General features: G+C 67.4%; 20 protein-coding genes. 14 read left to right on the forward strand and 6 right to left on the reverse strand.

Going from position 1 to position 24,601, the window contains the following annotated elements; translation table 11 throughout:
• Positions 1-66 precede the first annotated feature (66 nt).
• The 3 genes from NFE57_RS00165 to NFE57_RS00175 all read left to right on the forward strand — a co-directional run bounded on the left by NFE57_RS00165 (position 67) and on the right by NFE57_RS00175 (position 4,680).
• On the forward strand, positions 67-2,469 hold the full coding sequence (locus NFE57_RS00165; RefSeq protein ID WP_252133535.1) for a hypothetical protein: 2,403 nt from the start codon (positions 67-69) through the stop codon (positions 2,467-2,469).
• A 203-nt stretch (positions 2,470-2,672) separates the two neighbouring features.
• Positions 2,673-4,262, forward strand: a complete 1,590-nt coding sequence (locus tag NFE57_RS00170; protein ID WP_252133536.1) for a DEAD/DEAH box helicase — start codon at positions 2,673-2,675, stop codon at positions 4,260-4,262.
• 130 nt (positions 4,263-4,392) lie between these two features.
• Positions 4,393-4,680 carry a hypothetical protein gene (locus tag NFE57_RS00175; RefSeq protein ID WP_252133537.1) on the forward strand — a complete coding sequence of 96 codons (288 nt, stop codon included), beginning with the start codon at positions 4,393-4,395 and terminating at the stop codon, positions 4,678-4,680.
• A gap of 165 nt (positions 4,681-4,845) precedes the next feature.
• Here NFE57_RS00175 and NFE57_RS00180 read toward each other — a convergent pair whose 3' ends face one another.
• A complete protein-coding gene (locus NFE57_RS00180) occupies positions 4,846-5,277 on the reverse strand; it encodes a CoA-binding protein (protein ID WP_252133538.1) in 432 nt (143 codons plus the stop codon).
• Positions 5,277-6,239 (reverse strand): Mrp/NBP35 family ATP-binding protein, encoded by a 963-nt coding sequence (locus NFE57_RS00185; protein ID WP_252133539.1) that lies wholly within the window; start codon positions 6,237-6,239, stop codon positions 5,277-5,279. Before NFE57_RS00185 ends, NFE57_RS00180 begins: the two co-directional genes overlap by 1 nt.
• 69 nt (positions 6,240-6,308) lie before the next feature.
• Between NFE57_RS00185 and hflK the strand changes: the two genes are divergently transcribed.
• The 6 genes from hflK to NFE57_RS00215 all read left to right on the forward strand — a co-directional run bounded on the left by hflK (position 6,309) and on the right by NFE57_RS00215 (position 13,379).
• A complete protein-coding gene (gene hflK, locus NFE57_RS00190) occupies positions 6,309-7,439 on the forward strand; it encodes a protease modulator HflK (RefSeq protein ID WP_252133540.1) in 1,131 nt (376 codons plus the stop codon).
• Positions 7,436-8,314 carry a protease modulator HflC gene (hflC, locus tag NFE57_RS00195; RefSeq protein ID WP_252133541.1) on the forward strand — a complete coding sequence of 293 codons (879 nt, stop codon included), beginning with the start codon at positions 7,436-7,438 and terminating at the stop codon, positions 8,312-8,314. Before hflK ends, hflC begins: the two co-directional genes overlap by 4 nt.
• Positions 8,315-8,404: 90 nt before the next feature.
• Complete coding sequence (locus NFE57_RS00200) at positions 8,405-9,928, forward strand: Do family serine endopeptidase (RefSeq protein ID WP_252133542.1); 1,524 nt, start codon at positions 8,405-8,407, stop codon at positions 9,926-9,928.
• 219 nt (positions 9,929-10,147) lie between these two features.
• The gene (locus NFE57_RS00205; protein ID WP_252133543.1) at positions 10,148-11,740 is read left to right on the forward strand and encodes a helicase HerA-like domain-containing protein; all 1,593 of its coding nucleotides are present in this window, start codon (positions 10,148-10,150) and stop codon (positions 11,738-11,740) included.
• A gap of 6 nt (positions 11,741-11,746) precedes the next feature.
• Entirely contained in the window at positions 11,747-12,253 is a 507-nt protein-coding gene (locus NFE57_RS00210) for a GNAT family N-acetyltransferase (protein WP_252133544.1), read from the forward strand.
• Between the two features lie 25 nt (positions 12,254-12,278).
• Positions 12,279-13,379, forward strand: coding sequence for a Gfo/Idh/MocA family protein (locus tag NFE57_RS00215; RefSeq protein WP_382279243.1), 1,101 nt, complete (start codon positions 12,279-12,281; stop codon positions 13,377-13,379).
• A gap of 90 nt (positions 13,380-13,469) precedes the next feature.
• Here the strand turns inward: NFE57_RS00215 and NFE57_RS00220 are convergent, their stop codons facing one another.
• A complete protein-coding gene (locus tag NFE57_RS00220; protein WP_252133546.1) occupies positions 13,470-13,772 on the reverse strand; it encodes an alkylphosphonate utilization protein in 303 nt (100 codons plus the stop codon).
• Between the two features lie 237 nt (positions 13,773-14,009).
• On the opposite strand from NFE57_RS00220, the gene NFE57_RS00225 reads away from it, so the two are divergent.
• Positions 14,010-16,010, forward strand: coding sequence for an OPT family oligopeptide transporter (locus tag NFE57_RS00225; protein WP_252133547.1), 2,001 nt, complete (start codon positions 14,010-14,012; stop codon positions 16,008-16,010).
• Here NFE57_RS00225 and NFE57_RS00230 read toward each other — a convergent pair.
• The 3 genes from NFE57_RS00230 to queF all read right to left on the reverse strand — a co-directional run bounded on the left by NFE57_RS00230 (position 15,985) and on the right by queF (position 20,183).
• Positions 15,985-17,265 carry a glycoside hydrolase family 130 protein gene (locus tag NFE57_RS00230; RefSeq protein ID WP_252133548.1) on the reverse strand — a complete coding sequence of 427 codons (1,281 nt, stop codon included), beginning with the start codon at positions 17,263-17,265 and terminating at the stop codon, positions 15,985-15,987. The genes NFE57_RS00225 and NFE57_RS00230 overlap by 26 nt on opposite strands.
• 47 nt (positions 17,266-17,312) lie before the next feature.
• Positions 17,313-19,592: a glycosyltransferase family 4 protein gene (locus NFE57_RS00235; protein WP_252133549.1), complete on the reverse strand. Its 2,280-nt coding sequence runs from the start codon at positions 19,590-19,592 to the stop codon at positions 17,313-17,315.
• Positions 19,593-19,736: 144 nt separating this feature from the next.
• The gene (queF, locus tag NFE57_RS00240) at positions 19,737-20,183 is read right to left on the reverse strand and encodes a preQ(1) synthase (RefSeq protein ID WP_252133550.1); all 447 of its coding nucleotides are present in this window, start codon (positions 20,181-20,183) and stop codon (positions 19,737-19,739) included.
• A 79-nt stretch (positions 20,184-20,262) separates the two neighbouring features.
• Here queF and NFE57_RS00245 point away from each other — a divergent pair, with 79 nt between their 5' ends.
• The 4 genes from NFE57_RS00245 (at position 20,263) to NFE57_RS00260 (ending at position 24,540) form a co-directional block, all read left to right on the forward strand.
• The gene (locus NFE57_RS00245; protein WP_252133551.1) at positions 20,263-21,102 is read left to right on the forward strand and encodes a sulfurtransferase; all 840 of its coding nucleotides are present in this window, start codon (positions 20,263-20,265) and stop codon (positions 21,100-21,102) included.
• On the forward strand, positions 21,099-22,283 hold the full coding sequence (gene metC, locus NFE57_RS00250) for a cystathionine beta-lyase (RefSeq protein WP_252133552.1): 1,185 nt from the start codon (positions 21,099-21,101) through the stop codon (positions 22,281-22,283). The genes NFE57_RS00245 and metC overlap by 4 nt, the downstream gene beginning before the upstream one ends.
• Positions 22,280-23,575, forward strand: a complete 1,296-nt coding sequence (locus NFE57_RS00255; protein WP_252133553.1) for a mechanosensitive ion channel family protein — start codon at positions 22,280-22,282, stop codon at positions 23,573-23,575. The genes metC and NFE57_RS00255 overlap by 4 nt, the downstream gene beginning before the upstream one ends.
• Positions 23,576-23,754: 179 nt before the next feature.
• Positions 23,755-24,540: a TorF family putative porin gene (locus NFE57_RS00260; RefSeq protein ID WP_252133554.1), complete on the forward strand. Its 786-nt coding sequence runs from the start codon at positions 23,755-23,757 to the stop codon at positions 24,538-24,540.
• The last annotated feature ends 61 nt before the right edge of the window (positions 24,541-24,601 follow it).

Here is a 24,601-nt window from a genome sequence, read left to right on the forward strand (position 1 = left end):
CTCCCCGATTGCGCCCTATTCTTGACACGCCCGCACGCCACGCCACGGGCTTATGGTGATCCGGTCATGCTCATGATGTCGCAATTGTCCCGCCTCCCGTTGCTGCTGGGCCTGTCGCTCGCGATCGGGCTGGCCGCACCGATGCCAGCGCACGCGGCAGCCTCACCGTTCGATCTTGCCGGCCCTGGCCTCCAGATCGCGGTGACGCATAACGGGCGGACGCTGCCGATCGCGCGCGTCCCCAATCTGTCCGAAGGCGACCGCCTCTCGATCAAGCTCGACCTTCCCGAAGAACAGGGCGCGCGGATGCTGCTGATCGCGGCTTTCCTGCGCGGCGCGACCAATCCGCCGCCCAAGGACTGGTTCTTCAAATCGAAGACGTGGAAAAAAGGCGGCACCGAATTGTCGCTCACCGTGCCCGCGGGCGCGCGCCAGATCGTCCTGTTCCTCGCCCCCGACGACAATAGCGATTACGACGCGGTCGTCGAGGCGGTGCGCGAACGCCCCGGCACCTTCGTGCGGGCGTCGCAGGAACTCAATCAGGCCTCGCTCGATCGCGCCCGGCTCGATCGCTTCCTCGGCCAGATCCGCTGGCTCGAGGCCACGCATCCCGATCGGATCGCCGCGGCCTCACCGGTGCTGACGCGCAGCCTGTCGATCAAGCTCAACGCGCAATGCCTCGATCAGCCGACCGATCTCCAGGCGGCCTGTCTGACGCAGAACCGCGAGACATTGCTGCTTGCCGACACACACACCTCGGCGCTCGCCGAGACGCTGGCGGGCGCGCCGACCGATCTCGCCTATCGGATCAGTTCGACGCGGCAGGCGGGCTACGGTTACTACAGCCCCTATATCGGCGTGGTGCGCGATATCGCGCGGCTGTTCGGCGCGTTCCAGTCGACCCAGCTCCAATATATTCCGGCGCTGTCGCGGATCGACGACGATCGCGTCACGCTGCTGCTCAACGCGGCGCCCAATTTCGGCCGGCCGACCTCGGTGATGGTGGTGGCGCTGCCCTCGATCGAGCCGCCGCGCGTTCCGCCGCTGCGCCATCCGGCAACGCTCGAGGCACTGTGCGCGGCCCCCGGCACCGTCCTCCCCGTCGATGGCGCGCCGCTGGTCTACGCCACGCGCTACGCCCAGAACATGCGGCTGCGCGTGGTGCGCGAGAACGGCCCGAGCCTCGATCTGCCCGTCACCGCCGATCCGATGCGCGGCGGCTATGTGCTCGCGGCTCCCGTCGCGACGTACCACGGGCTCGGTGCCACGATCACCGGCACGCTCCACGGCGATTGGGGTTTCGCGCAATTCGACGGCCCGACCTTCAGCCTCGCCAATCCCGAAGGCGCGGCATGGGCCACCGTCTCGCGCGACGCCGCGGTGCTGCCGGTCGGCCGCGACAATGCGGTCGAACTCATCGGCGGCGCCCCCGCCTGCGTCGATCGCATCACGATGGCCGATGGCGCCCCGCTGGCGTGGAAGCCGGGGGCGGGCAATCGGCTTTCGGTAACGGTGCCGGTGGCCCCCGCCGCGCCCGACGCGTTGACGCTGCTCGTTCATCCCAAGGGCGGCGGCGCGCCCGTCAGCGTCGCGCTCGCCACCACCACCGAACAGCTCCGGCTCGATCGGCTGACGCTCCACGCGAACGACAGCAGCGCCGAGCTCACCGGCACCGGGCTCGACAAGGTGACCGCGGTCTCGCTCGGCGGCCTGGCGCTCCAGCCGGGCGCAATTCTGCGCGCCGACGGCACCGATCGGCTGAGCCTGGCCGCCGTCGACCCCCAAAAGGTGGCCGCGCTCGACCCCGGTCACCGCGAGACCGCCACCGTGACGCTCGCCGACGGCCGCGAGCGCTCGCTGCCGGTCGTCGTCGCCGCGCCGCGCCCGGCCGCCACGCTGATCGGGCTCACCGCGACCCCCGTCGCTGCCGCCGGCCAATTGCCGATCGCGATCGCCGACACGAAGGTCGTGCCGCTGGGCGCACCGCTGACCTTCTCGTTCCGCGCCGCGCCCGCAACCCGGCTCACCGGCCGCGAGACGATCGAGATCGCGACCGTCGACGGCCGCCTGTCGGCACGGATCGCGCCGGGCGCGGGCTATGCCGTCCAGAATGCGGGGGTCGGCGTGGTCAAGGCCGATCTCGCGGCAACGCTGGGTGCGTCGGCTTATGGCCCGCTGCGCTTCCGCATCCTCCAGGATGGCGTCTCCGGTGCCTGGGCACCGCTCGCGACGCTGGTCCGCCTGCCGACGCTCGACGGGCTGCGGTGCGACGATCAAGGCTGCCACCTGACGGGAAGCGACCTCTATCTCCTCGCCTCGGTCGCCACGACCGCCGATGGCGCGGCCGCTACCGAGGTGCCCGACGGCTTTACCGGCACGATGATCGCAATCCCTCAGCCGGCGACCGGGCAGATCTTCCTGCGGCTGCGCGACGATCCGGCCGCGGCGGCAACCGTCACGCTCAGGTAACGGCCCGCCGCATGGCTTGACTTTTTGCAGCGCAGCATCTAGATGGCCGCCATCGAGGCGTCATGCAGCGTGATCGAATCCCACGGGATTCAGGCTCCGCCTCGGTCGATTTTCGGGCTTCCCATATCACGCGGGGTGTCATTTTTCCCCCGCCCCTCGTGTGCCTGATGGCGCGCGAGCCCGGCGCTTATTGAAAGTTTTCCATGTCTTTTTCCACGCTCGGTCTCGCCGAACCCCTCGTTCGCGCGCTTGAGGCCAAGGGCTATACGCAGCCCACGCCGATCCAGCAGCAGGCCATCCCGACGCTGCTCCAGGGCCGCGACCTGCTCGGCATCGCGCAGACCGGCACCGGCAAGACCGCCGCGTTCGTGCTGCCCTCGCTCCAGCGCCTCGACGAGGCCGGCAAGCGCCCGCTGCCCTATCATTGCCGGATGCTCGTGCTTACCCCGACGCGCGAACTGGCCACGCAGATCGCCGACAACGCGCGCGATTATGCCAAATTCTCACGGTTCGCGGTCGCAACCGTGTTCGGCGGCACCAGCATCAACAAGAACCGGCAGGATATGGCGCGCGGCGTCGATCTGCTCGTCGCCACGCCGGGCCGGCTGATCGACCTGATCGAGCAGCGCTACGTCAATCTCTCGATGCTCGAAATCCTCGTGCTCGACGAGGCCGATCAGATGCTCGATCTGGGCTTCATCCACGCATTGCGCCGGATCGTGACCTTGCTGCCGAAGCAGCGCCAGTCGCTGTTCTTCTCGGCAACGATGCCCAAGACGATCCGCACGCTGGCCGATCAGTTCCTCACCGATCCCGCGACCGTCGCGATCAAGCCCGCGGCGACCACCGCCGAGCGCGTCGATCAGTTCGTCACCTTTGTCGGCCAGAAGGAAAAGCAGGCGCTGCTGACGATCAAACTCGGCGATCCGGGTATCGAACGCGCCCTGGTTTTCACGCGCACCAAGCACGGTGCCGATCGAGTGGTGAAGCTGCTCGGCGGTAACGGCATCGCCGCGCATGCGATCCACGGCAACAAGAGCCAGCCGCAGCGCGAGCGCGCGCTCGCCGCGTTCAAATCGGGCCAGGTCCGCGTGCTCGTCGCGACCGATATCGCCGCGCGCGGGATCGACGTGTCGGGCGTCAGCCACGTCTTCAACTTCGAACTGCCCAACGTCCCCGAACAATATGTCCACCGCATCGGCCGCACCGCGCGCGCCGGCGCGAGCGGCGTCGCGATCAGCTTCTGCGCCGATGACGAGCGTCCCTATCTGCGCGACATCGAGCGGGTGACCCGCCAGAAGGTGACGATCGAGCCGCTGCCGGCCGATTTCGTCGCGCGGTCGCACGAAATTCAGGCGACGCGCAAAAAGGCGATCGGCGCCGATCCCGCCCCGCGCGAGGATCGCGAGCGCGGCCCGCGCCGACCGCGCGCGACGCACAAGGCTGTTCCCGCCGGCGGCGCGCGCCGGCCGGGTGGCGGCAATCGTCACGGTGACGCACGGCGCCCCGAGGGTGAGCAGCCGCGCCGCGACGCGCACGGCGATCGCCGTCCGAATCGTAGCGGCGAGGCCCGCGCGGCCGCGCACGATGGCCAGCGTCAGCCGCAGCGCCCGCAAGGTGGCCGCCCGGCCGGCGCGCAGGACGGTCAGCACAAGCCGCATCGCGGGGGCGACAACCGCCCGCAGGGTGGCCAGCACGCCGACGGCCGCCGCAACGACGGCCAGCCCGCCCGCGATCGTCGCCGGCCGGGCGCCAACCACCATCGCGGCCAGCGCCGCCCGCAAGCGGTGTAAACTCGCATCCAGCTATGTTCGGATAGCGGCACCGGGTTCTTCCTCCACAGGGAACGGCCGGTGCCGCTTCTGTTTCTGGCCCGCGCCACCGGAAAATGCACCAGCGCGGAGCCGCACGCGCGCTCGCACGTTGATCCGGCGGGAGAACCGCCATGCCCATCAGCACCCCCCCGTCGCCGAACGCATCGCGCGCGTCCTTGCCGGCCAGCGGATCAGCGCCAACGCCGAGGGCGACGCGGAATCGGCATCGCGCGAGGTCGAGGAAAGCTGGAAGGATTATCTGCCCGACGCCGCCGCCGTCCTGCGCACGCTGCGCGAACCCGATTCCGCGATGGCCGCCGCGGGCGATCCGGCAGTGTGGGAAAGGATGATCCTCGCCGCAATCAAGGAAGCCCGCCCCCGAACCATAGTGCTTTAACGCACGACCTGCTGCCCCGGAAGCGCGGCAAACATTACATCTGCACCGTTCGCCCTGAGCTTGTCGAAGGGCCGTTCTTCTCTCGCTCGGGAGATCAGGACAAACGGCAATGCTTCGACAAGCTCAGCATGAACGGGGACGGAGGCGCCGATTTGACGCCGGCTGCTACACCCCGACCGGCGTCACACCCAGCCGTGGGATCTCGATCGCCGGGCAGCGATCCATCACCACCTTGAGCCCCGCCGCCTCGGCGCGCGCGGCCGCCGCCTCGTTGACGACGCCCAATTGCATCCACACCGCCCTGGCGCCCGCCGCGATCGCCTGATCGACCGCCTCGCCCGCGGCCGCCGGCCGGCGGAAGATATCGACCAGATCGATCGGATCGCCGAGTTGCGACAGATCGCGCCACACGAATTCGCCGTGGATATGCTCGCCGGTGATCTGCGGGTTGACCGGCAGCACGCGATACCCCTGCCCTTGCAGGAACGCCATGACATGGTTCGAATCGCGGTCCGGACGATCCGAGGCGCCGATCATCGCGATCGTGCGCGTCTTCGCCAGCAGATCGCGAATATCCTCGTCACGCGTGAGCGGCATCAGGCACCCTCGGTCATCCACGCCCCCACGGCATCGGCAATATGGATGAACGCGGCGGCTTCCTCGCCGGTTCCGGCGACCGGGGGCGTTCCCGCATCGGAGGCGGTGCGAATCGCGATGTCGAGCGGCACCCGGCCGAGGAACGGCACACCCAGTTCGGTCGCCGCCGCCTCGGCGCCGCCGCGCCCGAACGGATCGGAGATCCCGCCGCAATGCGGGCAGGCATAGCCCGCCATATTCTCGACCACGCCGATGATCGGCACGCCGGTCTGGCGGAACAGGTCGATCGCGCGCCGCGCATCGATCAGCGCGACGTCCTGCGGGGTGGAGACGATCACCGCGCCCGCGGGCTTGTGCTTCTGGACCATCGACAGCTGCACATCGCCCGTTCCCGGCGGCAGATCGATCACCAGCGTGTCGACCTCGCCCCAATTGGCATCGACGAGCTGGCCCAGCGCGCCGCTCACCATCGGCCCGCGCCAGGCGATCGCCTTGTCGGCGTCGACGAGCTGGCCCATCGACAGCAACGGCACATCATAAGGTGTCGCCACCGGCTGGAGCACTTTGCCGCGCGCCTGCGGGCGGCTGCCCTCGACGCCGAGCAATTTGGGCTGCGAGGGGCCGTAGATATCGGCATCGACCAGCCCGACGGCGCGGCCGGCCCGGCGCAGCGCGATCGCCAGATTGGCGGCGACGGTCGATTTGCCGACCCCCCCCTTGCCGCTCGCGACCGCAATCAGGCGCCGCGCGGTGCGCTCGAGCGTCAGCGCGACGCGGACGTCGGTAACGCCGGGCACGGCCGCCGCCGCCGCGCGAACGTCCCGTTCAAGCGCATCGTGCGTGCTGGGCGGCAACCCGGTGACGTTGAGAATGATGCTCGCTTTACCGTCGGCGAGCCGCGCCGTGGCGCGACCGGCAGCCACCGGCGCGAGCGCGGCGGAGAGGGCCTCGTTGTCAGACATAATGGCGAGATAGGCCGCTTGGGCGTTCTTGCCACTGTTTTTCTCAATTTGCCCACCTATAAAGACGGGATGACGATCCTGACACGTTGGTGGCGGCGCCTTCCTATTATGGCAAATATGAGCAAGGGCCCCTGGGGCTCGGGCGGAGACGATGACGGCAAGGGCGGCGGCGATCGCGGGCCGCGCAACCCGTGGTCGGTGCCGCCGGGCGGCCCGCGCGGCCGCGCCACGCGGCCGACGGTGCTCGACGAATTTCTGAAACGCGCGCGCAGCGGCGGTGGCGGCTCGGGCGGCGGTGGCGGCGGCGGGCTCCCCGGCGGCGCCAACGGGCGCAGCCTTGCGATCATCGGCATCGCGCTGCTGCTCGGCGTGTGGCTGGTGTTCACCAGTTTCCACATCATCGGCCCGCAGCAGCGCGGCGTCGTGACCTTTTTCGGCCGCTACACCAAGACGCTCGATCCCGGCTATAAGATGACGCTGCCGGCACCGTTCAATTCGGTGCAGAAAGTCGACGTGCAGGCGATCCGCACCGACGATTTCCCCGAAGGCGATTCCACCAACCTGATGCTGACCGGCGACCAGAATCTGATCGATCTCAATTATCAGGTGCGCTGGAACGTCAAGAATCCGCAGAATTACGTGTTCGAGATCAAGGACCCGGCTGCAACGCTGCGCGCCACCGCCGAAAGCGCGATGCGCGCGGTGATCGCCACCTCGACGCTCAACGACGCGATCGGCCCCGGCCAGAGCCGGATCACGATGGGCGTGCAGGAACTGATGCAGCAGATCCTCGACAGCTACGGCTCGGGGCTTCAGGTGCAGGGCGTCGCGCTGCGCCGGGTCGATCCGCCCGCGCAGGTGATCGACGAATTCAAGGCGGTGTCCGCCGCCCAGCAGAGCGCGCAGTCCGACATCAACCAGGCGCATACCTATGCCGAACAGATCAGCGCCCGCGCGCAGGGCGAGGCGGCGCAGTTCGACAAGGTGTACGAGCAATACCGGCTCGCGCCGGAGGTGACGCGGCGGCGTATGTATTATGAGACGATGGAGAATGTGCTGAGCAAGGCGCACAAGACGGTGATCGAGGATACGCGCAGCGGCGTGATCCCCTATCTGCCGCTCAACAACGCGACCAGCCCGCGCGCGGCGGCGCCCGCCGCTGCCGCTCCGGCTGCGTCCGCGCAGGGAGCTGGCCAATGACCCCGTCGCTCCGCAACCCCGTCGTCGCCGGCATCCTCGCCTTGCTGGTGGTGATATTGCTCGCCAGCACGCTGGCGATCGTTCCCGAGACGCGCCAGGCCGTGATCCTGCGGCTCGAAAAGCCGATCGGGGTCGTCAACGCCTGGAAGCCGGGCCAGCAATTCGGCAATACCGGCGCCGGGCTGGTCGCGCGCGTGCCGTTCATCGACAAGCTGGTCTGGGTCGACAAGCGCGTGCTCGATGTCGATCTCGACAACCAGCAGGTGCTCTCGACCGATCAGCTCCGGCTCGAAGTCGATGCCTATGCGCGCTTCCGCATCGTCGATCCGCTCAAGGCGGTGGTCGCGACCGGCAGTTCGTCGGCCACCGAACAGCGCGTCGCCGATCAGCTCCAGCCGATCCTCGGCTCGGCGCTGCGGAGCGAGCTGGGCAAGCGGCCGTTCGTGGCGCTGCTCAGCCCCGAACGCGGCGAGGTGATGGATAATATCCAGGCCGGGCTGCAGCGCGTCGCCAACCAATATGGCGTCGAGATCGTCGACGTGCGCATCCGCCACGCCGATCTGCCCGACGGCACGCCGCTCACCAGCGCGCTCCAGCGCATGGCGACCGCGCGCCAGCAGGAAGCCGCGACGATCCGCGCGCAGGGCCAGAAACAGGCGCAGATCATCCGCGCCGAAGCCGATGCCGAGGCTTCCAAAACCTATGCCGAAAGCTTCAGCAAGGATGCGGCCTTCTACGATTTCTATCGCGCGATGCAGTCCTACCAGCGGACCTTCGTCGATGATGGCGATCCCTCGACCCCCAAGGACCGGACCGACATCATCCTCTCGCCCGACAGCGAGTATCTCCGCCAGTTCGCGGGGCGTGGCCGCTGACGATCCGTTCATATTCAATCGAGGTTCAGCAAATAAACGGCACAAAGCCGCACAATGCCTGAAACCGACAAGAGAAGAGGAAAACCCCACGTGCGCTACGCCTTTGCGATAACCGGTGCCCTGTTGCTCGGCGGCGCGGCCGCCACGATGACCCTCGAACAGCCGCTCGGCGCGCAGCAGGCGCAGAACGAGCCCGGCACGATCAACGCGGTGGCGCCCAAGCAGGGCGCGCCGATGAGCTTCGCCGACATGGTGGCCAAGCTCCAGCCGGCGGTGGTCAACATCTCGACCACCCAGCACATCAAGATCCAGCAGCAGAACCCGTTCGCGGGCACGCCGTTCGAGGATTTCTTCCAGCAATTCGGCGGCGGTGGCGGCAGCGGCCCGATCACGCGCGAAGGCGAATCGCTCGGCTCGGGCTTCCTGATCTCGCCCGACGGCTATGTCGTCACCAACAATCATGTGATCGCGCCGGGTGCGCAGGGTGCGAGCGTCGATACGATCACGGTCACGCTCACCGACCGCAAGGAATACAAGGCCCGCGTCGTCGGCCGCGATGCCAAATCGGACCTCGCGGTGCTCAAGATCGACGCCACCGACCTGCCCTATGTCAAATTCGGCGATTCGGGGAATGCGCGCGTCGGTGACTGGGTGGTCGCGATCGGCAACCCGTTCGGGATCGGCTCGTCGGTGACGGCGGGGATCATTTCGGCGGTGCACCGCACCACCGGGCTTGGCGGCGCCGATCATTTCATCCAGACCGACGCCTCGATCAACCGGGGCAATTCGGGCGGCCCGATGTTCGATATGCAGGGCAATGTCATCGGCGTGAATTCGCAGATCCTGTCGCCCACCGGCGGCAACGTCGGCATCGGCTTCGCGATTCCCGCCGAAGAGGCCCGGCCGATCGTCGACACGCTGATGAAGGGCGGCAAGATCGAGCGCGGCTATCTCGGCGTCGGTATCCAGCCGGTGACCGAAGACATTGCCGCCGCGCTGGGCCTGCAGAAGAACCGCGGCGAGATCGTCGCGCGTGTCGAGCCAGACGGCCCCGCCGCCAAGGCCGGGATCAAGCAGGGCGACGTCGTCGTCCGCGTCAACGGGCAGGAAGTCACCCCCGATCAGTCGCTCAGCTATCTGGTCGCCAACCTGACGCCGGGCACGCGCGTGCCGATCGAGCTGATCCGCGACGGCAAGCGCAGCACCGTCACCGCGACGATGGCGATGCGCCCGTCCGAAGAGGAGCTCGCCGGGTTCAACCCCGATGCCGATGCCGACACGCCCGATCAGGGCGATTCGTCGAGCGATCAATCGGTCAACGACGCGATCGGGCTCACCACCACGGTGCTCACGCCGACGATCGCGCGGCAGGTGGGGGTCGATGCCTCGACCACCGGGCTCGTCGTCACTGCGGTCGATCCGTCGAGCAACGCCGCGCAGAAGCTGCGCCGCGGCGACGTCATCGTCTCGGCAAACGGCGCGCAGGTCTCGAGCCCCAAGGATCTCGCCAACATCGTGGCCGCCGCAAAGCGCGACAATCGCGATCAGGTGCTGCTGTTCGTCCAGCGCGGGCGCGGCGGCAGCGGGTTCATCCCGGTCAAGCTCAAGAAATAATGCCCCGCGGGCATTGAGCACCTCATCCCGCCGCCGGACGCTGGTTCGGCGGCGGTTTCGTTTGCGGTCGGTTTCAGTCGCACTGAAACAGGCCGCACCGGCCCACTCCCCACCGGAGCGGGCCGGTGCCGCTTTCACGACAGCAGAACAAACGCTACGCTTCCGTATCGCGCGGCATCCGCGCATTATCGGCGGCATCATTGGTCGGGAGCGACACACGTGGCGGACAGCATCTTCATCGGCACCACGGCCGCAGGCGAGCGGCAGGAATTGCAGCTCAAGCGCGCCAACCGCCACGGGCTGATCGCGGGCGCGACCGGCACCGGCAAGACGGTGACGCTCCAGGGCATTATCGAAGGGCTGTCGGCCGAGGGCGTGCCGTGCTTCGTCGCCGATGTGAAGGGCGATCTCTCCGGCCTCGCGATGGCGGGCTCGCCCACCGCCAAGACGCACGAACCCTTCGCCGCGCGCGCCGCCGAGATCGGTTATGCCGATTGGGCCTATGCCGACAATCCGGTCCAGTTCTGGGATCTGTTCGGCGAACAGGGCCACCCGATCCGCACCACCATCTCCGAAATGGGGCCACTGCTGCTCGCGCGGCTGATGGATTTGAACGAAGTGCAGGAAGGCGTGCTGACGATCGCCTTCACCGTCGCCGACAAGGAAGGGCTGCTGCTGCTCGACCTCGACGATCTGCAGGCGATGCTGGTCGCGTGCGGCGCGCGCGCCGACGAGCTGACGACGACCTACGGCAATGTCTCGAAACAATCGGTGGGTGCGATCCAGCGCTCGCTGCTCCAGCTTCGCAGCCAGGGCGGCGACCGTTTCTTCGGCGAGCCCGCGCTCGCGATGAGCGACTTTATCGGCAAGGACGATTCGGGCCGCGGCATCGTCAACATCCTCGCCGCCGACAAATTGATGGCGAGCCCCAAGCTCTACGCTACCTTCCTGCTGTGGCTGCTGAGCGAATTGTTCGAGCAGCTTCCCGAGGTCGGCGATCCCGACAAGCCCGTGCTCGCCTTCTTCTTCGACGAAGCACACCTGCTGTTCGACGGCGCGCCGTCGGCGTTGCTCGACAAGATCGAACAGGTCGTGCGGCTGATCCGCTCGAAGGGCGTCGGCGTCTATTTCATCACCCAGAACCCGATCGACATTCCAGACAAGGTCGCCGGCCAGCTCGGCAACCGCGTCCAGCACGCGCTGCGCGCCTTCACCCCGCGCGATCAGGCGGCGGTCAAATCGGCGGCGCAGACCTTCCGCGCCAACCCCGGCGTCGATGTCACCACCGCGATCACCGAACTCAAGGTTGGCGAGGCGCTGGTGTCGCTGCTCCAGCCCGACGGCGCCCCCGAGCCGGTGACGCGCACGCTGGTCAAGCCACCGCGCAGCCGGGTCGGCCCGGTGACGAAGGTCGAACGCGGGGTGCTGATCCAGACTGATGCGATCGGCAGCAAATACGACACACCGATCAATCGCGAATCGGCCGAGGAAATCCTGAAGGCCAAGGCCGATGAAGCGGCGGCGGCCGCCGCCGAGATCAAGGCGCAGGGCGAGGCCGAAAAGGCCGCCGCCGCCAAGGCCAAGGAAGACGCGCGCGCCGCCAAGGAGGCCGAACGCGCGCGCCTCGCCGCCGAGCGCGAGGCAAAGAACTCGCCGTGGAACCGCGCCGTCACCTCGGCCACCCGCTCGGCCTCGTCGGCCGTGGGCAGGCAGGTCGCGACGCAGGTCTCCAAGGCGGTGTTCGGCAGTTCGCGCGGGGTCGGCGCCAGCATCGTGCGGGGCATCCTCGGCGGGCTGTTCCGGGGGCGATAGGGGCCGATGCGCAGCGCCCTCTTCTGGCGGCCGATGGCCCCCGCCGATCTGCCCGCGGTCGGCGCGATCGCACGCGCGTCCTATCCCGACCATCCCGAAGACGCCGAAATTTTCCACGAACGCCTCAGCCTGTTCCCCCAAGGTTGTTTCGTGCTCGAGCGCGACACGGCGGTGGTGGGCTATATCCTCAGCTACCCCGCGCGCTTCGGCGATCCGCCGCCGCTCAACCAGTTGCTCGGCAGCCTGCCCGCGCACGCCGATTGCTATTACATCCACGATCTGGCGCTGCTTCCCCCGGCGCGCGGCACCGGCGCAGCGCAACAGATCATCGCGCGGGTCGCCGCTCTGGCGGCACAGCTTGGCTTTGCCCGCATCACGCTGGTTTCGGTCAACGGCACGGTGCCGTTCTGGACGCGCAGCGGCTTCGTGCCCGAACACGCGCCCGCCATCGCCGCCAAACTCGCCTCTTATGGTGGCGAGAGCGCCTATCTGTGCGCCCCCTCGCCCGCCTGAGGGCGCGACAAGGAGAGAGACGATGATCGACCTGAGCAGACGCGACGTGATGATGGCCGCCGGCGGCCTCGCCGCGCTCACGCTTCCCGGTGCCGACGTGCGGGCGCAGCCCGGCCGCAAGCTCGGCTATGCGATCGTCGGGCTCGGCGGCTATGGCCTCGGCAAGATCATCCCCGAATTCGCGAATTGCACCCACAGCCGCCTCGCGGGCGTCGTCAGCGGCGACCGCGCCAAGGCCGAGCGCGTCGCCGCCGAGCACAATCTGCCCGCGCGCAGCATCTACAGTTACGACAATTTCGATCGCATCGCCGACAATCCGGATATCGACATCGTCTATGTCTGCCTGCCCAATGCGATGCACGCCGCCTACACGATCCGCGCCGCCAAAGCGGGCAAGCACGTGCTGTGCGAAAAGCCGATGGCGATCTCGGTCGCCGAAAGCGAGGCGATGATCGCGGCGTGCAAAGCGGCGAACCGCAAGCTGATGATCGGCTATCGCTGCCATTTCGAGGCGACCAACCTCGAGGCGATGCGCCGCGCGCGTGCCGGCGAGATCGGCAAATTGCGCTATTTCCGTTCCGAACATGCCTATCCGCAGGGCGATCCGTCGCAATGGCGGCTCAAGAGGGCGCTGTCGGGCGGCGGCTCGCTGATGGATTACGGCATCTACGCGCTCCAGGCCGCGCGCTACATGACCGGCGAGGAACCGATCGCGGTCTATGCGCACGAATCGACCGACCGCAGCGATCCGCGCTTCCACGAGGTCGAGGACCAGATCGAGTTTCAGCTCGAATTTCCCTCGGGCGTGATCGGCTCGTGCCTGTCGGGCTATAGCGCCAACCAGAACCACGTCCTGCTGCTGGGGGACAAGGCACGGATCGAAATGGAGCCCGCGACCGGCTATGCCGGCCACCGGCTGTGGGTCGGCAACCGCCGCGACACCGAGATCACCCCCCGCCCCGGCCCCGGCAAGACGCAATGGGCGGGCCAGCTCGATCATCTGGCGCATTGTGTGATCGAAGACCGCGAACCGATCGTCTCGGGCGAGGAAGGCCTGCGCGACATGCGCATCATTGAGGCGATCTATCGCTCGGCGCGGGAACGGACGCGGGTGGTGCTGGCCTGAGCGACCGTTCGATGATGCGCCTTTGGGCGCATGGCGGGCGCCATGCCGACCGCCACCATGATCGGCGGCAGCGGGTGAATACCGATCGCGCTACCGCTTGCGGACGAACTCGGCGCGCAGCACGAGGCCCTTGATGCCCTCGAACTTGCAGTCGATTTCCTGGCTGTCGCCGGTCAGCCGGATGGCCTTGATCAGCGTGCCGCGCTTGAGCGTCTGCCCGGCGCCCTTGACGTCGAGATCCTTGATCAGCGTCACCTGATCGCCATCGGCGAGCAGATTGCCCACCGAGTCGCGAACCTCCACCGTCTCGGCGGTGCGTTGCCGGCTCGCCAGTTCGGATGCCGGCATCCATTCGCCGCTTTCCTCGTCGTACACATAATCGTCGTCGGACACGCTGGTCTCCGTGCAAAAGATCATCGATGGCGTCGCGCCCGCCTGCCGGCTCTATGCGGGGAAGCGCGCGCGAAGTCACGTCGGCGCGCCCAATTATCCCTGTCCTACACCCCGCCTGTTATGCCACAACCGCGCGATGCTTCTGCGCGCTTCCTCCCGCTGCCCGACTCTCGCGTCCGAGCGGCGGCAAGGCACCCGCGCCACCCTGTCAACTTCGTCAATTTCGGGGGCCTCGATTTGACCGACACCGCCACCACCGCGCGGCCTGCGCGCCCGCTCGCCGAACTCACGCTGCGCGGTATCCTGCTCGGCGGGATCATCACGCTGCTGTTCACCGCGGCGAACGTCTATCTCGGGCTCAAGGTCGGGCTCACCTTCGCCACCTCGATCCCCGCCGCGGTCATCTCGATGGCGATCCTTCGCGGGTTCAAGGATTCGACGATCCTCGAAAACAACATCGTCCAGACGGTCGCCTCGGCGGCAGGCACGCTGGCGGCGATCATCTTCGTGCTGCCCGGCCTGATCATGATCGGCTGGTGGCAAGGCTTTCCCTATTGGACGACCGCCGCGATCACCGGCACCGGCGGCATCCTCGGCGTGCTGTTCTCGGTGCCGCTGCGGCGCGCGCTCGTCGTCGATACCCCCTTGCCCTATCCCGAAGGCCGCGCGGCGGCCGAGGTGCTGCGCGTCGGCTCGGGCTCGCGCGCGGGCGCCGAGGAAAGCAGCAAGGGGCTCACCATCCTGATCTGGAACGGCGTCGCCTCGACGCTGTTCGCGATCCTCACCCAAACCCGCCTGCTCGTCGGTGAAGCCTCGGTCTGGTTCCGCGCCGGGCCGGGCGCGACCGGCATCGCCGGCAGCCTGTCGCTCGCCTTGATGGGGGTCGGCCATCTGGTCGGCATTTCGGTGGGCGCGGCGATGTTCCTCGGGCTCGTCGTCGGCTGGTGGGTGCTGCTGCCGTTCCTGACCGCCACAAACCCGCTTCCCGGCGGGGTCGAGACCTGGGCGGGGACGATCTTCTCGTCCGATGTGCGCTTTTTCGGCGCGGGCGTGATCGGCGTCGCGGCGGTGTGGACGCTGGTCAAGATCGCCGGCCCGGTCATCGGCGGCATCCGATCGGCGATGGCCGCCAGCCGCGCGCGCGACCATGGCGACACGCTGCCGCTCGAGGAACGCGATCTGCCGATCGGGATCGTGTTCGGCGGATCGCTCGCCATGATGCTGCCGATCGGCTGGCTGCTGTGGAGCGTACTCCAGGGCGGCACGCTGACCGGATCGGCAGCGATCCTGATCCTCGGCGCGCTGCTGTTCGTGCTCGTGATCGGGCTGCTGATCGCGGCGGTGTGCGGCTATATGGCCGGGCTGATCGGCGCGTCGAACAGCCCTGTCTCGGGGATCGGCATCCTCTCGGTGGTCGCCGCCGCGCTGCTCTTGGTCGGGCTGTTCGGGCGCAATAACGACGTCACCATGACGCAGGAACTGGTCGCCTATGCGCTGATCGTCACCGGCATCGTGTTCGGCGTCGCGACGATCTCGAACGACAACCTTCAGGATCTCAAGACCGGCCAGCTCGTCGGGGCGACACCGTGGAAGCAGCAGGTCGCGCTCGTCATCGGCGTGATCTTCGGCTCGCTCATCATCCCGCCGGTGCTCGATCTGCTCAACACCGCGTTCGGGTTCGCCGGCGTCCCCGGTGCCGGGCCGGACGCGCTTCCCGCCCCGCAGGCAGCGCTGATCTCGGCGCTCGCCAAGGGCGTGCTCGGCGGCAGCCTCAACGCCGCGATGATCGGCTGGGGGGCGCTTGCCGGCGTGGGGTTCATCGTGCTCGACGAGGTGTTGGGTTTCCTAAAGAAACTGCGCCTGCCGCCGCTTGCGGTGGGGATGGGCATCTATCTGCCGATGAGCCTGATCCTGCCGACGGTGATCGGCGCGGTCGTCGGGCGGTTCTACGAACATTGGGCGGACAAGCGCCCCAACCCCGATTTCGCGCGACGGATGGGCGTGCTCACCGCAACCGGGCTGATCGTCGGCGAATCGCTATGGGGCGTGGTGTTCGCCGGCATCGTCGCGGGCTCGGGTAGCGGCGCGGGCTCGGGCGGCGCTAAGCCGCTCGCGCTGGTGGGGGATGACTTCGCGCCGATCGCGCGCGTCGCCGGCATCTTGCTCTATTTCGCGCTCGCCTGGTTCCTCTACCGCCGCACGCGCGCGGCGGTCACATCGTCGCCAGCAGCGCACTGACGGCGACGAAGGCGAACGCGATCGAGCTGTCGGCGACGCCGTAAGGGATGAAGATGTTATCCCCCTGGCGCAGCGCGCCGCAGCTATAGACGACGTTGGGGACATAGCCCTCGCGATCCTCGTCGGCGGCGGCGAGGATCGGCTCGCGCGTCCGCCCGATCACCTTGGAGGGGTCATGCTTGTCGAGCAGCACCGCGCCGATCGAATATTTGCGCATCGCGCCGACGCCGTGGGTCAAGAGCAGCCAGCCCTCGTCAAGCTCGATCGGCGGCCCGCAATTGCCGATCTGGACGAGTTCCCACGGATATTCGGGCTTGAGCAGCAGCGTGCCTTCGTCCCAATGCGTCAATTGATTGGAGGTGATCAGGAACAGATTTTCGCCGTCCTGCCGCCCGATCATCATATATTGGCCGCCGATCTTGCGCGGGAACAGCGCCATCCCCTTGTTGCGCGCCGCACTGCCCGTCATCGGGACAAGATCGAACGCCCGGAAATCGCGCGTCCGCATCAGTTCGGACTGGATCACCGAACCGTTATACGCGGTGTAGGTGCCAAGCCATTCGTAGCTGCCGTCGCCATGTTCGAAGCGCACCAGCCGCAGATCCTCGAGCCCCTTCGACTGGGCATGGGTGATCGGGAAGATCACCGTGCCCGACAGCGTGGAATCGCGGTGGCGATGGACGGTGACGGCGCCTTGCGGCAGTTCGCCTTCATGGTCGGCCACGTCGGTCGCGGTGGCGAAGGGCGGCTCGGGCGCGAGCTTGAGCTTGCGGTCGTCGGTGATGATGCCTTCGCGAAACGCGATCGACGAAATATGCCCCTCGCCCACCGCGCGCATCGACATCAGGATGCGCAGACTGCCCGGCGGCATCCCCGATTGGTCGAAATGCGGCACCGCGCTCGGGTTCATCAGCGCGGCAGCGGCATAACTGTATTCGTGGCAGAAATAGGCGCCGATCAGCTGCCGCTTCTCGTCGCTGATCGTGGCGCCATCGAGCCCGAGCGCCGCCTCGATCTCGTCATAGCGGGTCATGAACACGCGCCGCGTCTGCCAGTGGCGCGCCTCGAAATCCTTGAGCACCGCCTTCAATTGCGCGCGCGCTTCCTCGGGCCGCATCGCCAGCACCGCCGCGACCATGCGCTCGACCCGCGCCGAGGCCGCGCCATTCTCTCCCCAGCCGATATGAAAGGGGCGCACCACGACGCGCGACGGATCGGCGTGCAGGCGCAGTGCGTGGTTGAACAACTCGAGCACAGGAGGCCCCCCGCGGCTGACTTCGGTACAAGCGCGACGCGAACGAACTAGGCGACGGCGCGTTCCGGCTTTGCCACGGGTCCGGCCAGTTTTGAAAGGGCCGAAATCGCACATGAGGCGAGTTGAAGCGCCAGAATCGATTCAGCGCCCTGGTTTCGATTGATCCCGCCGGGCATCAACCCGTCGAAACAGCCACCATCCTGCGGCGAGGTCAGCGGCGTCCCGAGATCGTTGACGCCGAGGAACCAGCGATACGCCCGCCATGCCTCCTCGACCCAGCGCGGGTCATTGGTGGCGGCAAAAGCGACCGCGCAGGCATCGATCGTCGCCTGCGCTTCGAGCGGCTGCTGATCGAACGGCATCGGCTCGGCATATTCGCGGCCGAAGCTTTCGGTGCCGACCGCGCGAAACCGGCCGTCGGGCGAGGTCTGCCGCGCGATGATCCAGCCGAGCGTATCGAGGCCGCACGCGATCAGATCGTCACGCTCCAGCGCAACCCCGGCACGCAGCAACGCCTGAGGAAGCCGCGCATTGTCATAGGCGAGCACGATCTCGAACCATTGCCATTCGGGCCGCCGCGCGCTGCCAAGCAGCTTGAGGAAGCCATCGCCGAACTCGGCGAGCGTCCGCCGGGCGATCGCATGGTCGGGGCGGATATCGAGCATCGCCGCCGCGCCCAGCATCGCAAACGCCTCAGCGCGCGGGCTGCCGAGTTCGAACGCCAGCGCGGCGGTCTGATCGTAGAGCGAGCGGGCCCAATCGCGATGTTTCCCCATCTGCGCATCGCGTGCGACCATGCCAAGCGCCCACAAGGCGCGGCCGTTCGAATCCTCCGAGCCGGTTTCCTCGCACCAGGTGCGATCGAAATTCATGAAATTGCGGAACCGCCCCGCATCGGCATTCCACGCATGCTGGACGAACGACGCGTAGATCGTCGTCCACCGATCGCGGACATCGTCGGCAAGATCCTCGATCTGCGTCATCAGGATCAGCGCGCGCGCATTATCGTCGATACAATAACCGTGGCGGCGATCGGGCACCGAATAGAGAGCATGCTGGAGCATCCCGGTGCCGTCGCTCATCCGTTCGACCGCGTCGAGATTGGGCGCGAGCAGCGTCAGCGCGTGGCGCGTCGGGGCCAGTCGGCGCGGCGTCGCGGCCACCGCGGCATCGATCTGGTCGACCACCGCCTCGGCGACGCGCGGCCAGATCATCGTCCGGCCGCGGGCATAAGCGCGCTCGGAAAGGTGCCGGCGGCTGTCGTCATCGGACAGCAAGCGGACGATTTCGCGCGCGAACCCCGCGCTGCTGCCGAAGTCGACGAGAACGCCATGATCGTCGGCGAGGATTTCGGTGGCGTGGACATAGGGCGTCGAGATCACCGCCTTGCCGACGCCGACCGCATAGGAAAGCGTGCCCGAGGTGATCTGCGCCGGATTGGTGTAAGGCGTGACGTAGAGATCGGCGGCCTGGAGATAGTCGATCAGTTCGTCCTGCTCGACGAACGCATCGATAAACGCAACGTTGTTTCCCACTCCAAGATCGTGCGCCAGCGCCTTCAGCCGGTCGCGATACGCCTCGCCTTCGTGCGCGACGAGATTGGGATGCGTCGCGCCCAGCACGACGTACAGCAGATCGGGCACGTGCGCGACCGCGGCGGGCAGCGCCTCGATCATCGTCTCGATCCCCTTGCTCGGGGCAAGCAGCCCGAAGGTCAGCACCACCTTGCGGCCGTCCCAGCCGAAACGCGCCTTGAAATCGTCGGGATCGGCGAACGGGTGATTGGGCACGCCGTGCGGGATCATCGCGATCGTCTTGGGCTCGGCATCATAGACGTGCTCGAGAATCTCACGCCCGCGTTCGGCCATCACGATCACTCTCGACGAGCGCCGCAGCAGCGCATTCATCACCCGGCGTTCATCCTCGCTGGGGCGTTCGAGCACGGTATGGAGCGTGACGATCAGCGGCAGCGTGACCCGCTCCAGCAGCGCGAGCAGATAATCGCCCGCCACGCCGCCATAGATACCGTATTCGTGCTGGACCCATATTGCCTGCGCGCCGCTCTCCTCGATCGCGCGCGCGGCGTCCGAATACGCGAGCCGATCGTCCTGCGGGATCGCGCGGATGACCTCGGGGGGGAAATCATAGGTGCCGCGATCGTCCATCGCGTACACATCGACCTGAAGATCGGGAAAGCGTTCACGCAGCGCGTTGAACGTGTGAGTGGTGAAGGTCGCGAGTCCGCATTTGCGCGGCAGAAAATTGCCGATGAGGGCGATGTGGTCGACGTGGCCGATCCGCCGCCGATCATTCACAATCACCTCCATCGCCAATCCTTTCGCTTGCGCAATATCGCCCCTACGCCCGTACGATCACCCCACACTCAACACTTTACGTCGAGTATGGTTGCATATTTTGTGCAGTGCAGCAAGAAAATTCGCGGCGGCCCGGGCCCTGGCCGCGCCGATCGGTCACCCGCGGCCGCGATACCCCGGCACATCCTGCGCGGGAATCCAGACGTCGGCAGGCGGCGCCCCGGTCTGCCAGAAAACGTCGATCGGAATACCCCCGCGCGGATACCAATAGCCGCCGATCCGCAGCCAGTGCGGCTTCATCTCGCGGGCCAGGCGATCGCCGATACCCACGGTGCAATCCTCGTGAAACGCCGCATGGTTGCGGAAGCTGCCAAGGAACAGCTTGAGCGATTTCGATTCGACAATCGTCGCGTCGGGAACGTAATCGATCACCAGATGCGCGAAATCGGGCTGCGCGGTGACGGGGCACAGCGACGTGAATTCGGGCACGGCGAAGCGCACCAGATAGCGCTGCCCCGGCCGCGGGTTGGGGACGTAATCGAGCTGAGCGGCCTCGGGCGAGGCGGGCAGCGGGGCGGGCTTGCCGAGATGGGTCGTTTCCATCTCCGCCCTATAGGCCGCCATCGCCCCGGTGAAAACGCCTCCGCTCGACGCCCGCGCCCGGCCGCGATAGGAAGGGTGGATGGACGCGCTTGTCTCCACCGATTGGCTCGAGGCCGAACTGGGCGCGCCCAACCTGCGCGTGGTCGATGCCTCCTATTTCCTCCCCGACCATCGCCGCGATGCGCGGGCCGAGTTCGAGGCCGCGCACATTCCCGGCGCGGCTTTCCTCGATCTGGCGACGCTCGCCGATCCGGACAGTCCCCTGCCCTCGACGGTGCCGCCCGCAGCGTTCTTCGCCGATCGGATGCGCGCGCTGGCAATCGACGATGCCAGCCGGATCGTGCTCTACGACGATTCGCCGCTCCGCTCGTCGGCCCGTGCGTGGTGGCTGATGCGGCTGTTCGGCAAGCGCGAGGTCGCGATCCTCGATGGCGGGCTCGCTGCGTGGCGCGCCGAAGGCCGCCCCCTCGAGACAGGCCCCTCGCCGATCGGCGAGGCGCGCTTCACGCCCCATGAGGATCGCGCCGACCTGCGCACGATCGACGATATGCGTGCCAATCTCGATCAGCGCACCGAGCAGGTGATCGATGCCCGCGCCCGCGCGCGGTTTCGCGGCGACGAGCCCGAACATCGCCCCGGCGTCGAGCCCGGCCACATTCCCGGATCGCGCCACCTCCATTATGCGCGCCTGTTCGACGACGACGGCAAGTGGAAGCGCGGCCCCGAGTTGGCAGCCGAATTCCGCACCGCCGGGGTCGATCTCGACCAACCGATGGCTGCGACCTGCGGTTCGGGGATCACCGCCGCGGTGCTCGTGTTCGGCGCGCACCTGCTCGGGCGCCGCGCGGCGCTCTACGATGGATCATGGACCGAATGGGGCGGTGATCCCACCACCCCCAAAACGAAGGGAGACGCGTGAGCAAGCGCGACGGTATCGGGGCAGGCACGCGGCTCGTGACGGCGGGGCGGCGCGCGGAATGGACGCAAGGCATCGTCAATCCGCCGGTGTGGCGGGCGTCGACGATCCTGTACGATTCGATCGCCGACATGCGCGCGACCGGGGGCGACACCCACCACCGGCTCTATTACGGTCGCCGCGGCACGCCCACGCAATGGGCGCTCGCCGACGCGCTGACCGAGCTTGAACCCGGCGCCGAAGGCACCTTCCTCTACTGCTCGGGGGTCGCCGCGATCGCGGCGGCGCTGCTGTCGGTGCTCTCGCCCGGTGACGAATTGCTGCTCGTCGACAGCGCCTATGAACCGACGCGCGCGATGGCCAGGGGGCTGCTCGCACGGTTCGGCATCACCACGCGCTTCTACGATCCGCTGGTAGGCGCTGGGATCGCCGGGCTGATCGGTGACAGGACGCGCGCGATCCTGATGGAATCGCCGGGCAGCCTGACCTTCGAGGTGCAGGACGTGCCCGCGATCGTCGCCGCCGCCAAGGCGCGCGGGGTGACGACGCTGATCGACAATACCTGGGCGACCCCATTGTTCTTCCCGGCGATCGCCGCCGGGGTCGATCTCTCGATTCTCGCCTGCACCAAATATGTCGTCGGCCATTCGGACGTGATGATGGGCTCGGTCACCGCCGGGCCGGGCCATTTCGCCAAACTTCGCCAGACCAGCTTCGAACTGGGTCAGGTCGCCGCGCCCGACGATTGCTGGCTCGGCTCGCGCGGGCTTCGGACGATGGGGGTCCGCCTCAGGCATCACGAACAGAGCGCGCTGGAGATCGCGCGCTGGCTCGACGCGCGCGACGAGGTTGGCGCCGTGCTCCACCCCGCGCTGCCCTCATGCCCCGGACACGAGAATTTCGTGCGCGACTTCAAGGGATCGTCGGGGCTGTTCGCGTTCGTCCTCAACAACGCCGACGAGGCGAGCCGCGCGGCCTTTATCGACGCGCTCGACCTGTTCGGGATCGGCTATAGCTGGGGTGGCTTCGAAAGTCTCGCGACCCCGGCAGATCCGCATCGCGCGCTCGGCGAGCGTGACTGGGGCGGCGCGATCGTGCGGTTCCAGATCGGGCTCGAGGACACCGCCGATCTGATCGCCGATATCGATCAGGCGCTGGCCGCGTTCCGGGATGCCCGGGGGTGAACGGGCTCAACCGCTGGCTCGCCGAAAACGCTATCGTCGTGCCAACCGGCCCGGTGCTGACCGAGGCCGCAGTCGCGCTGGGGATCGTGCTGATTTGCCTCGCGCTCGGCTACGCCGCCGGGCGCGCGCTGGGCCCGCGGGTCGCTCAATTCTGGACGCGCCGGGTGGGTGGTCATGCCGAGGGGCTCGGGCCCCGCATGGGCCTCATCATCCGCCATCTGGTCGCGTTCCTGTTGCTGTCGATCGTGTTCCGATCGCAGCACGAATGGCAAACGCCGGCGAGTATCGTGTTCGGCCTCGCGCTCGGCTACACCGCCGCGCTTGCCGCGGTGCAGGTCTTGCGCGGGCTCAATCTGCCGCGCTGGATGTCGTGGCTGATCGCCGGGGTGCTGTTCGTCGCGCTGCTGAGCAACGCCGTCGGCGGCCTCGACAAGATCACCGAGACGCTCGACATGATCGGGTTCAATCTCGGCAAGCACCGCTTCTCGCTGATGGCGCTGGTCACGATCCTCGTGACGTTCGTCGCACTGTTCGCCGCCTTCCGCCTGATCAACCGCGTGCTCAGCCATACGATCGGCCAGGCGCGGTCGCTCGATCCGACGCAGAAACTGCTCGCGCAGAAGCTCGCCGCGATCGCGGTGATCGTCGTCGCCTTCTTCTTCGGAATCGATCTGCTTGGGCTCGATCTCACCACCTTCGCGGTATTTTCGGGCGCGTTCGGCCTTGCGGTCGGCTTCGGGTTGCAGAAAACGATCGGCAATCTGATCGCGGGCATCATCCTGCTGATGGACCGATCGATCAAACCCGGCGACATCATCGTCGTCGGCGACAGCTTCGGCTGGGTCAACAAGATCGGGGTGCGCGCGGTCTCGGTGCTGACACGCGACGGCAAGGAACATCTGATTCCAAACGAGAATCTGATGACGCAGGAAGTCGAGAACTGGTCCTATTCGGATCGTAACGTGCGCGTGCGCATTCCGGTGCGGGTTTCGTACAAATCCGATCTCGAACTGGCACAAGCGCTGATGATGCGCGCCGCGGTCGAAAGCCCGCGCACGCTCGACAGCCCCAAGCCCACCGTCCGGCTGACCGCATTTGCCGACAGCGCCGTCGAGCACGACATTCTGGTGTGGATCTCCGACCCCGAAGGCGGGGTCGGCAGCGTGCATTCGGATGTCCTCATCCGGCTGTGGCAATTGTTCAAGGAGCACGGGATCGAGATCCCGCTCGCACAGCGCGACATCCACCTCCACCACGCCACCGCCACGGAAAAGGCAAGCGACGACGCCTGATCCGTGTTGCGCCCGCGCAACAGGCCCGCCCCGAACGATCGCCCGACACGCCATTTTTTGTTGTGCGATGCAGCAAGTTCGGGCACTTTCCCGATGCCGGTCGAACGGGGCGCAATGAGACGCCGCACGGCAGGCGCAGGCGGGAACATCGGCTTTCTTCAATCAAGGACAGGAAAACGATGCGCTTCACCACCCTCCATGCGGGCGCGCTTGTGCTGCCCGTCATCGCGTTGCTCGCGGCGCTGCCCGCTGCCGCCCAGGATACCGCGCCACCGCCGCCGGTCCGCATCACGGGCAATGTCACGCTCGTGTCGGACTATCGCTTTCGCGGCCTCACCGAATCGGGCGAGGACGGCGCGGCGCAGGCGACGCTCAACCTCAATTCGGCGTCCGGCTTCTATGTCGGCACCTTCGTCTCGACGATCGACGGCAAGGTCTCGCTGCCGGGCTATGGCGGCGGCGAGATCGATCTGTACGGCGGCTATGCCAAAACGATGTCGAACGGCATCGGGGTCGATGTCGGGCTGCTCTATTATTATTATCCCGATCACGCCCGCGGTCTCAACACCGACTATTTCGAGCCTTATGCCTCGATCAGCTACACGATCGGCCCGGTTTCGGCGGAACTGGGCGGCACCTATGCCTGGGGCGGCCAGAAGGGCCTCGATTTCACCACCGGCAATGACGACAATCTCTACCTTTACGGTGAGGCGTCGCTCGGCATCCCCTCGACCCCGATCACGCTCAAGGGGCATGTCGGCCACACCAAGGGGGCGCTCGGGCTCTACAACCCGCTTCCGGGCGATGACAAATATTGGGATTGGTCGGTCTCCGCCACCGCGACCGGCGGCCCGCTCACGGTCGGGGTAAGCTATCTCGACACCGACATTTCCAACGCCGGCGGTTTCGCACAGCGGCACGGCCGCGGCGCGACCGTGCTGGGTTCGGTCGGCGTCGCCTTCTGAATCAAGAACGGGGAGCGGCACCGGCCGCTCCCCGTTTAATCGTTCATCGCGGGCAACAGGA

This window comes from Hephaestia sp. MAHUQ-44, from assembly GCF_023806085.1.
Classification (GTDB): Bacteria; Pseudomonadota; Alphaproteobacteria; order Sphingomonadales; family Sphingomonadaceae; genus Sphingomonas.

What these genes read in the sequence shown, in the direction of transcription:
- NFE57_RS00170 (WP_252133536.1), top strand. Translation starts at nt 2,673, where the DNA reads ATGTCTTTTTCCACGCTCGGTCTCGCCGAACCCCTCGTTCGCGCGCTT.
- queF (WP_252133550.1), bottom strand. Translation starts at nt 20,183, where the DNA reads ATGGAAACGACCCATCTCGGCAAGCCCGCCCCGCTGCCCGCCTCGCCC.
- NFE57_RS00185 (WP_252133539.1), bottom strand. Translation starts at nt 6,239, where the DNA reads ATGTCTGACAACGAGGCCCTCTCCGCCGCGCTCGCGCCGGTGGCTGCC.
- NFE57_RS00210 (WP_252133544.1), top strand. Translation starts at nt 11,747, where the DNA reads ATGCGCAGCGCCCTCTTCTGGCGGCCGATGGCCCCCGCCGATCTGCCC.
- NFE57_RS00245 (WP_252133551.1), top strand. Translation starts at nt 20,263, where the DNA reads ATGGACGCGCTTGTCTCCACCGATTGGCTCGAGGCCGAACTGGGCGCG.
- NFE57_RS00180 (WP_252133538.1), bottom strand. Translation starts at nt 5,277, where the DNA reads ATGCCGCTCACGCGTGACGAGGATATTCGCGATCTGCTGGCGAAGACG.
- hflK (WP_252133540.1), top strand. Translation starts at nt 6,309, where the DNA reads ATGACGATCCTGACACGTTGGTGGCGGCGCCTTCCTATTATGGCAAAT.
- NFE57_RS00235 (WP_252133549.1), bottom strand. Translation starts at nt 19,592, where the DNA reads ATGGAGGTGATTGTGAATGATCGGCGGCGGATCGGCCACGTCGACCAC.
- NFE57_RS00260 (WP_252133554.1), top strand. Translation starts at nt 23,755, where the DNA reads ATGCGCTTCACCACCCTCCATGCGGGCGCGCTTGTGCTGCCCGTCATC.
- hflC (WP_252133541.1), top strand. Translation starts at nt 7,436, where the DNA reads ATGACCCCGTCGCTCCGCAACCCCGTCGTCGCCGGCATCCTCGCCTTG.
- NFE57_RS00165 (WP_252133535.1), top strand. Translation starts at nt 67, where the DNA reads ATGCTCATGATGTCGCAATTGTCCCGCCTCCCGTTGCTGCTGGGCCTG.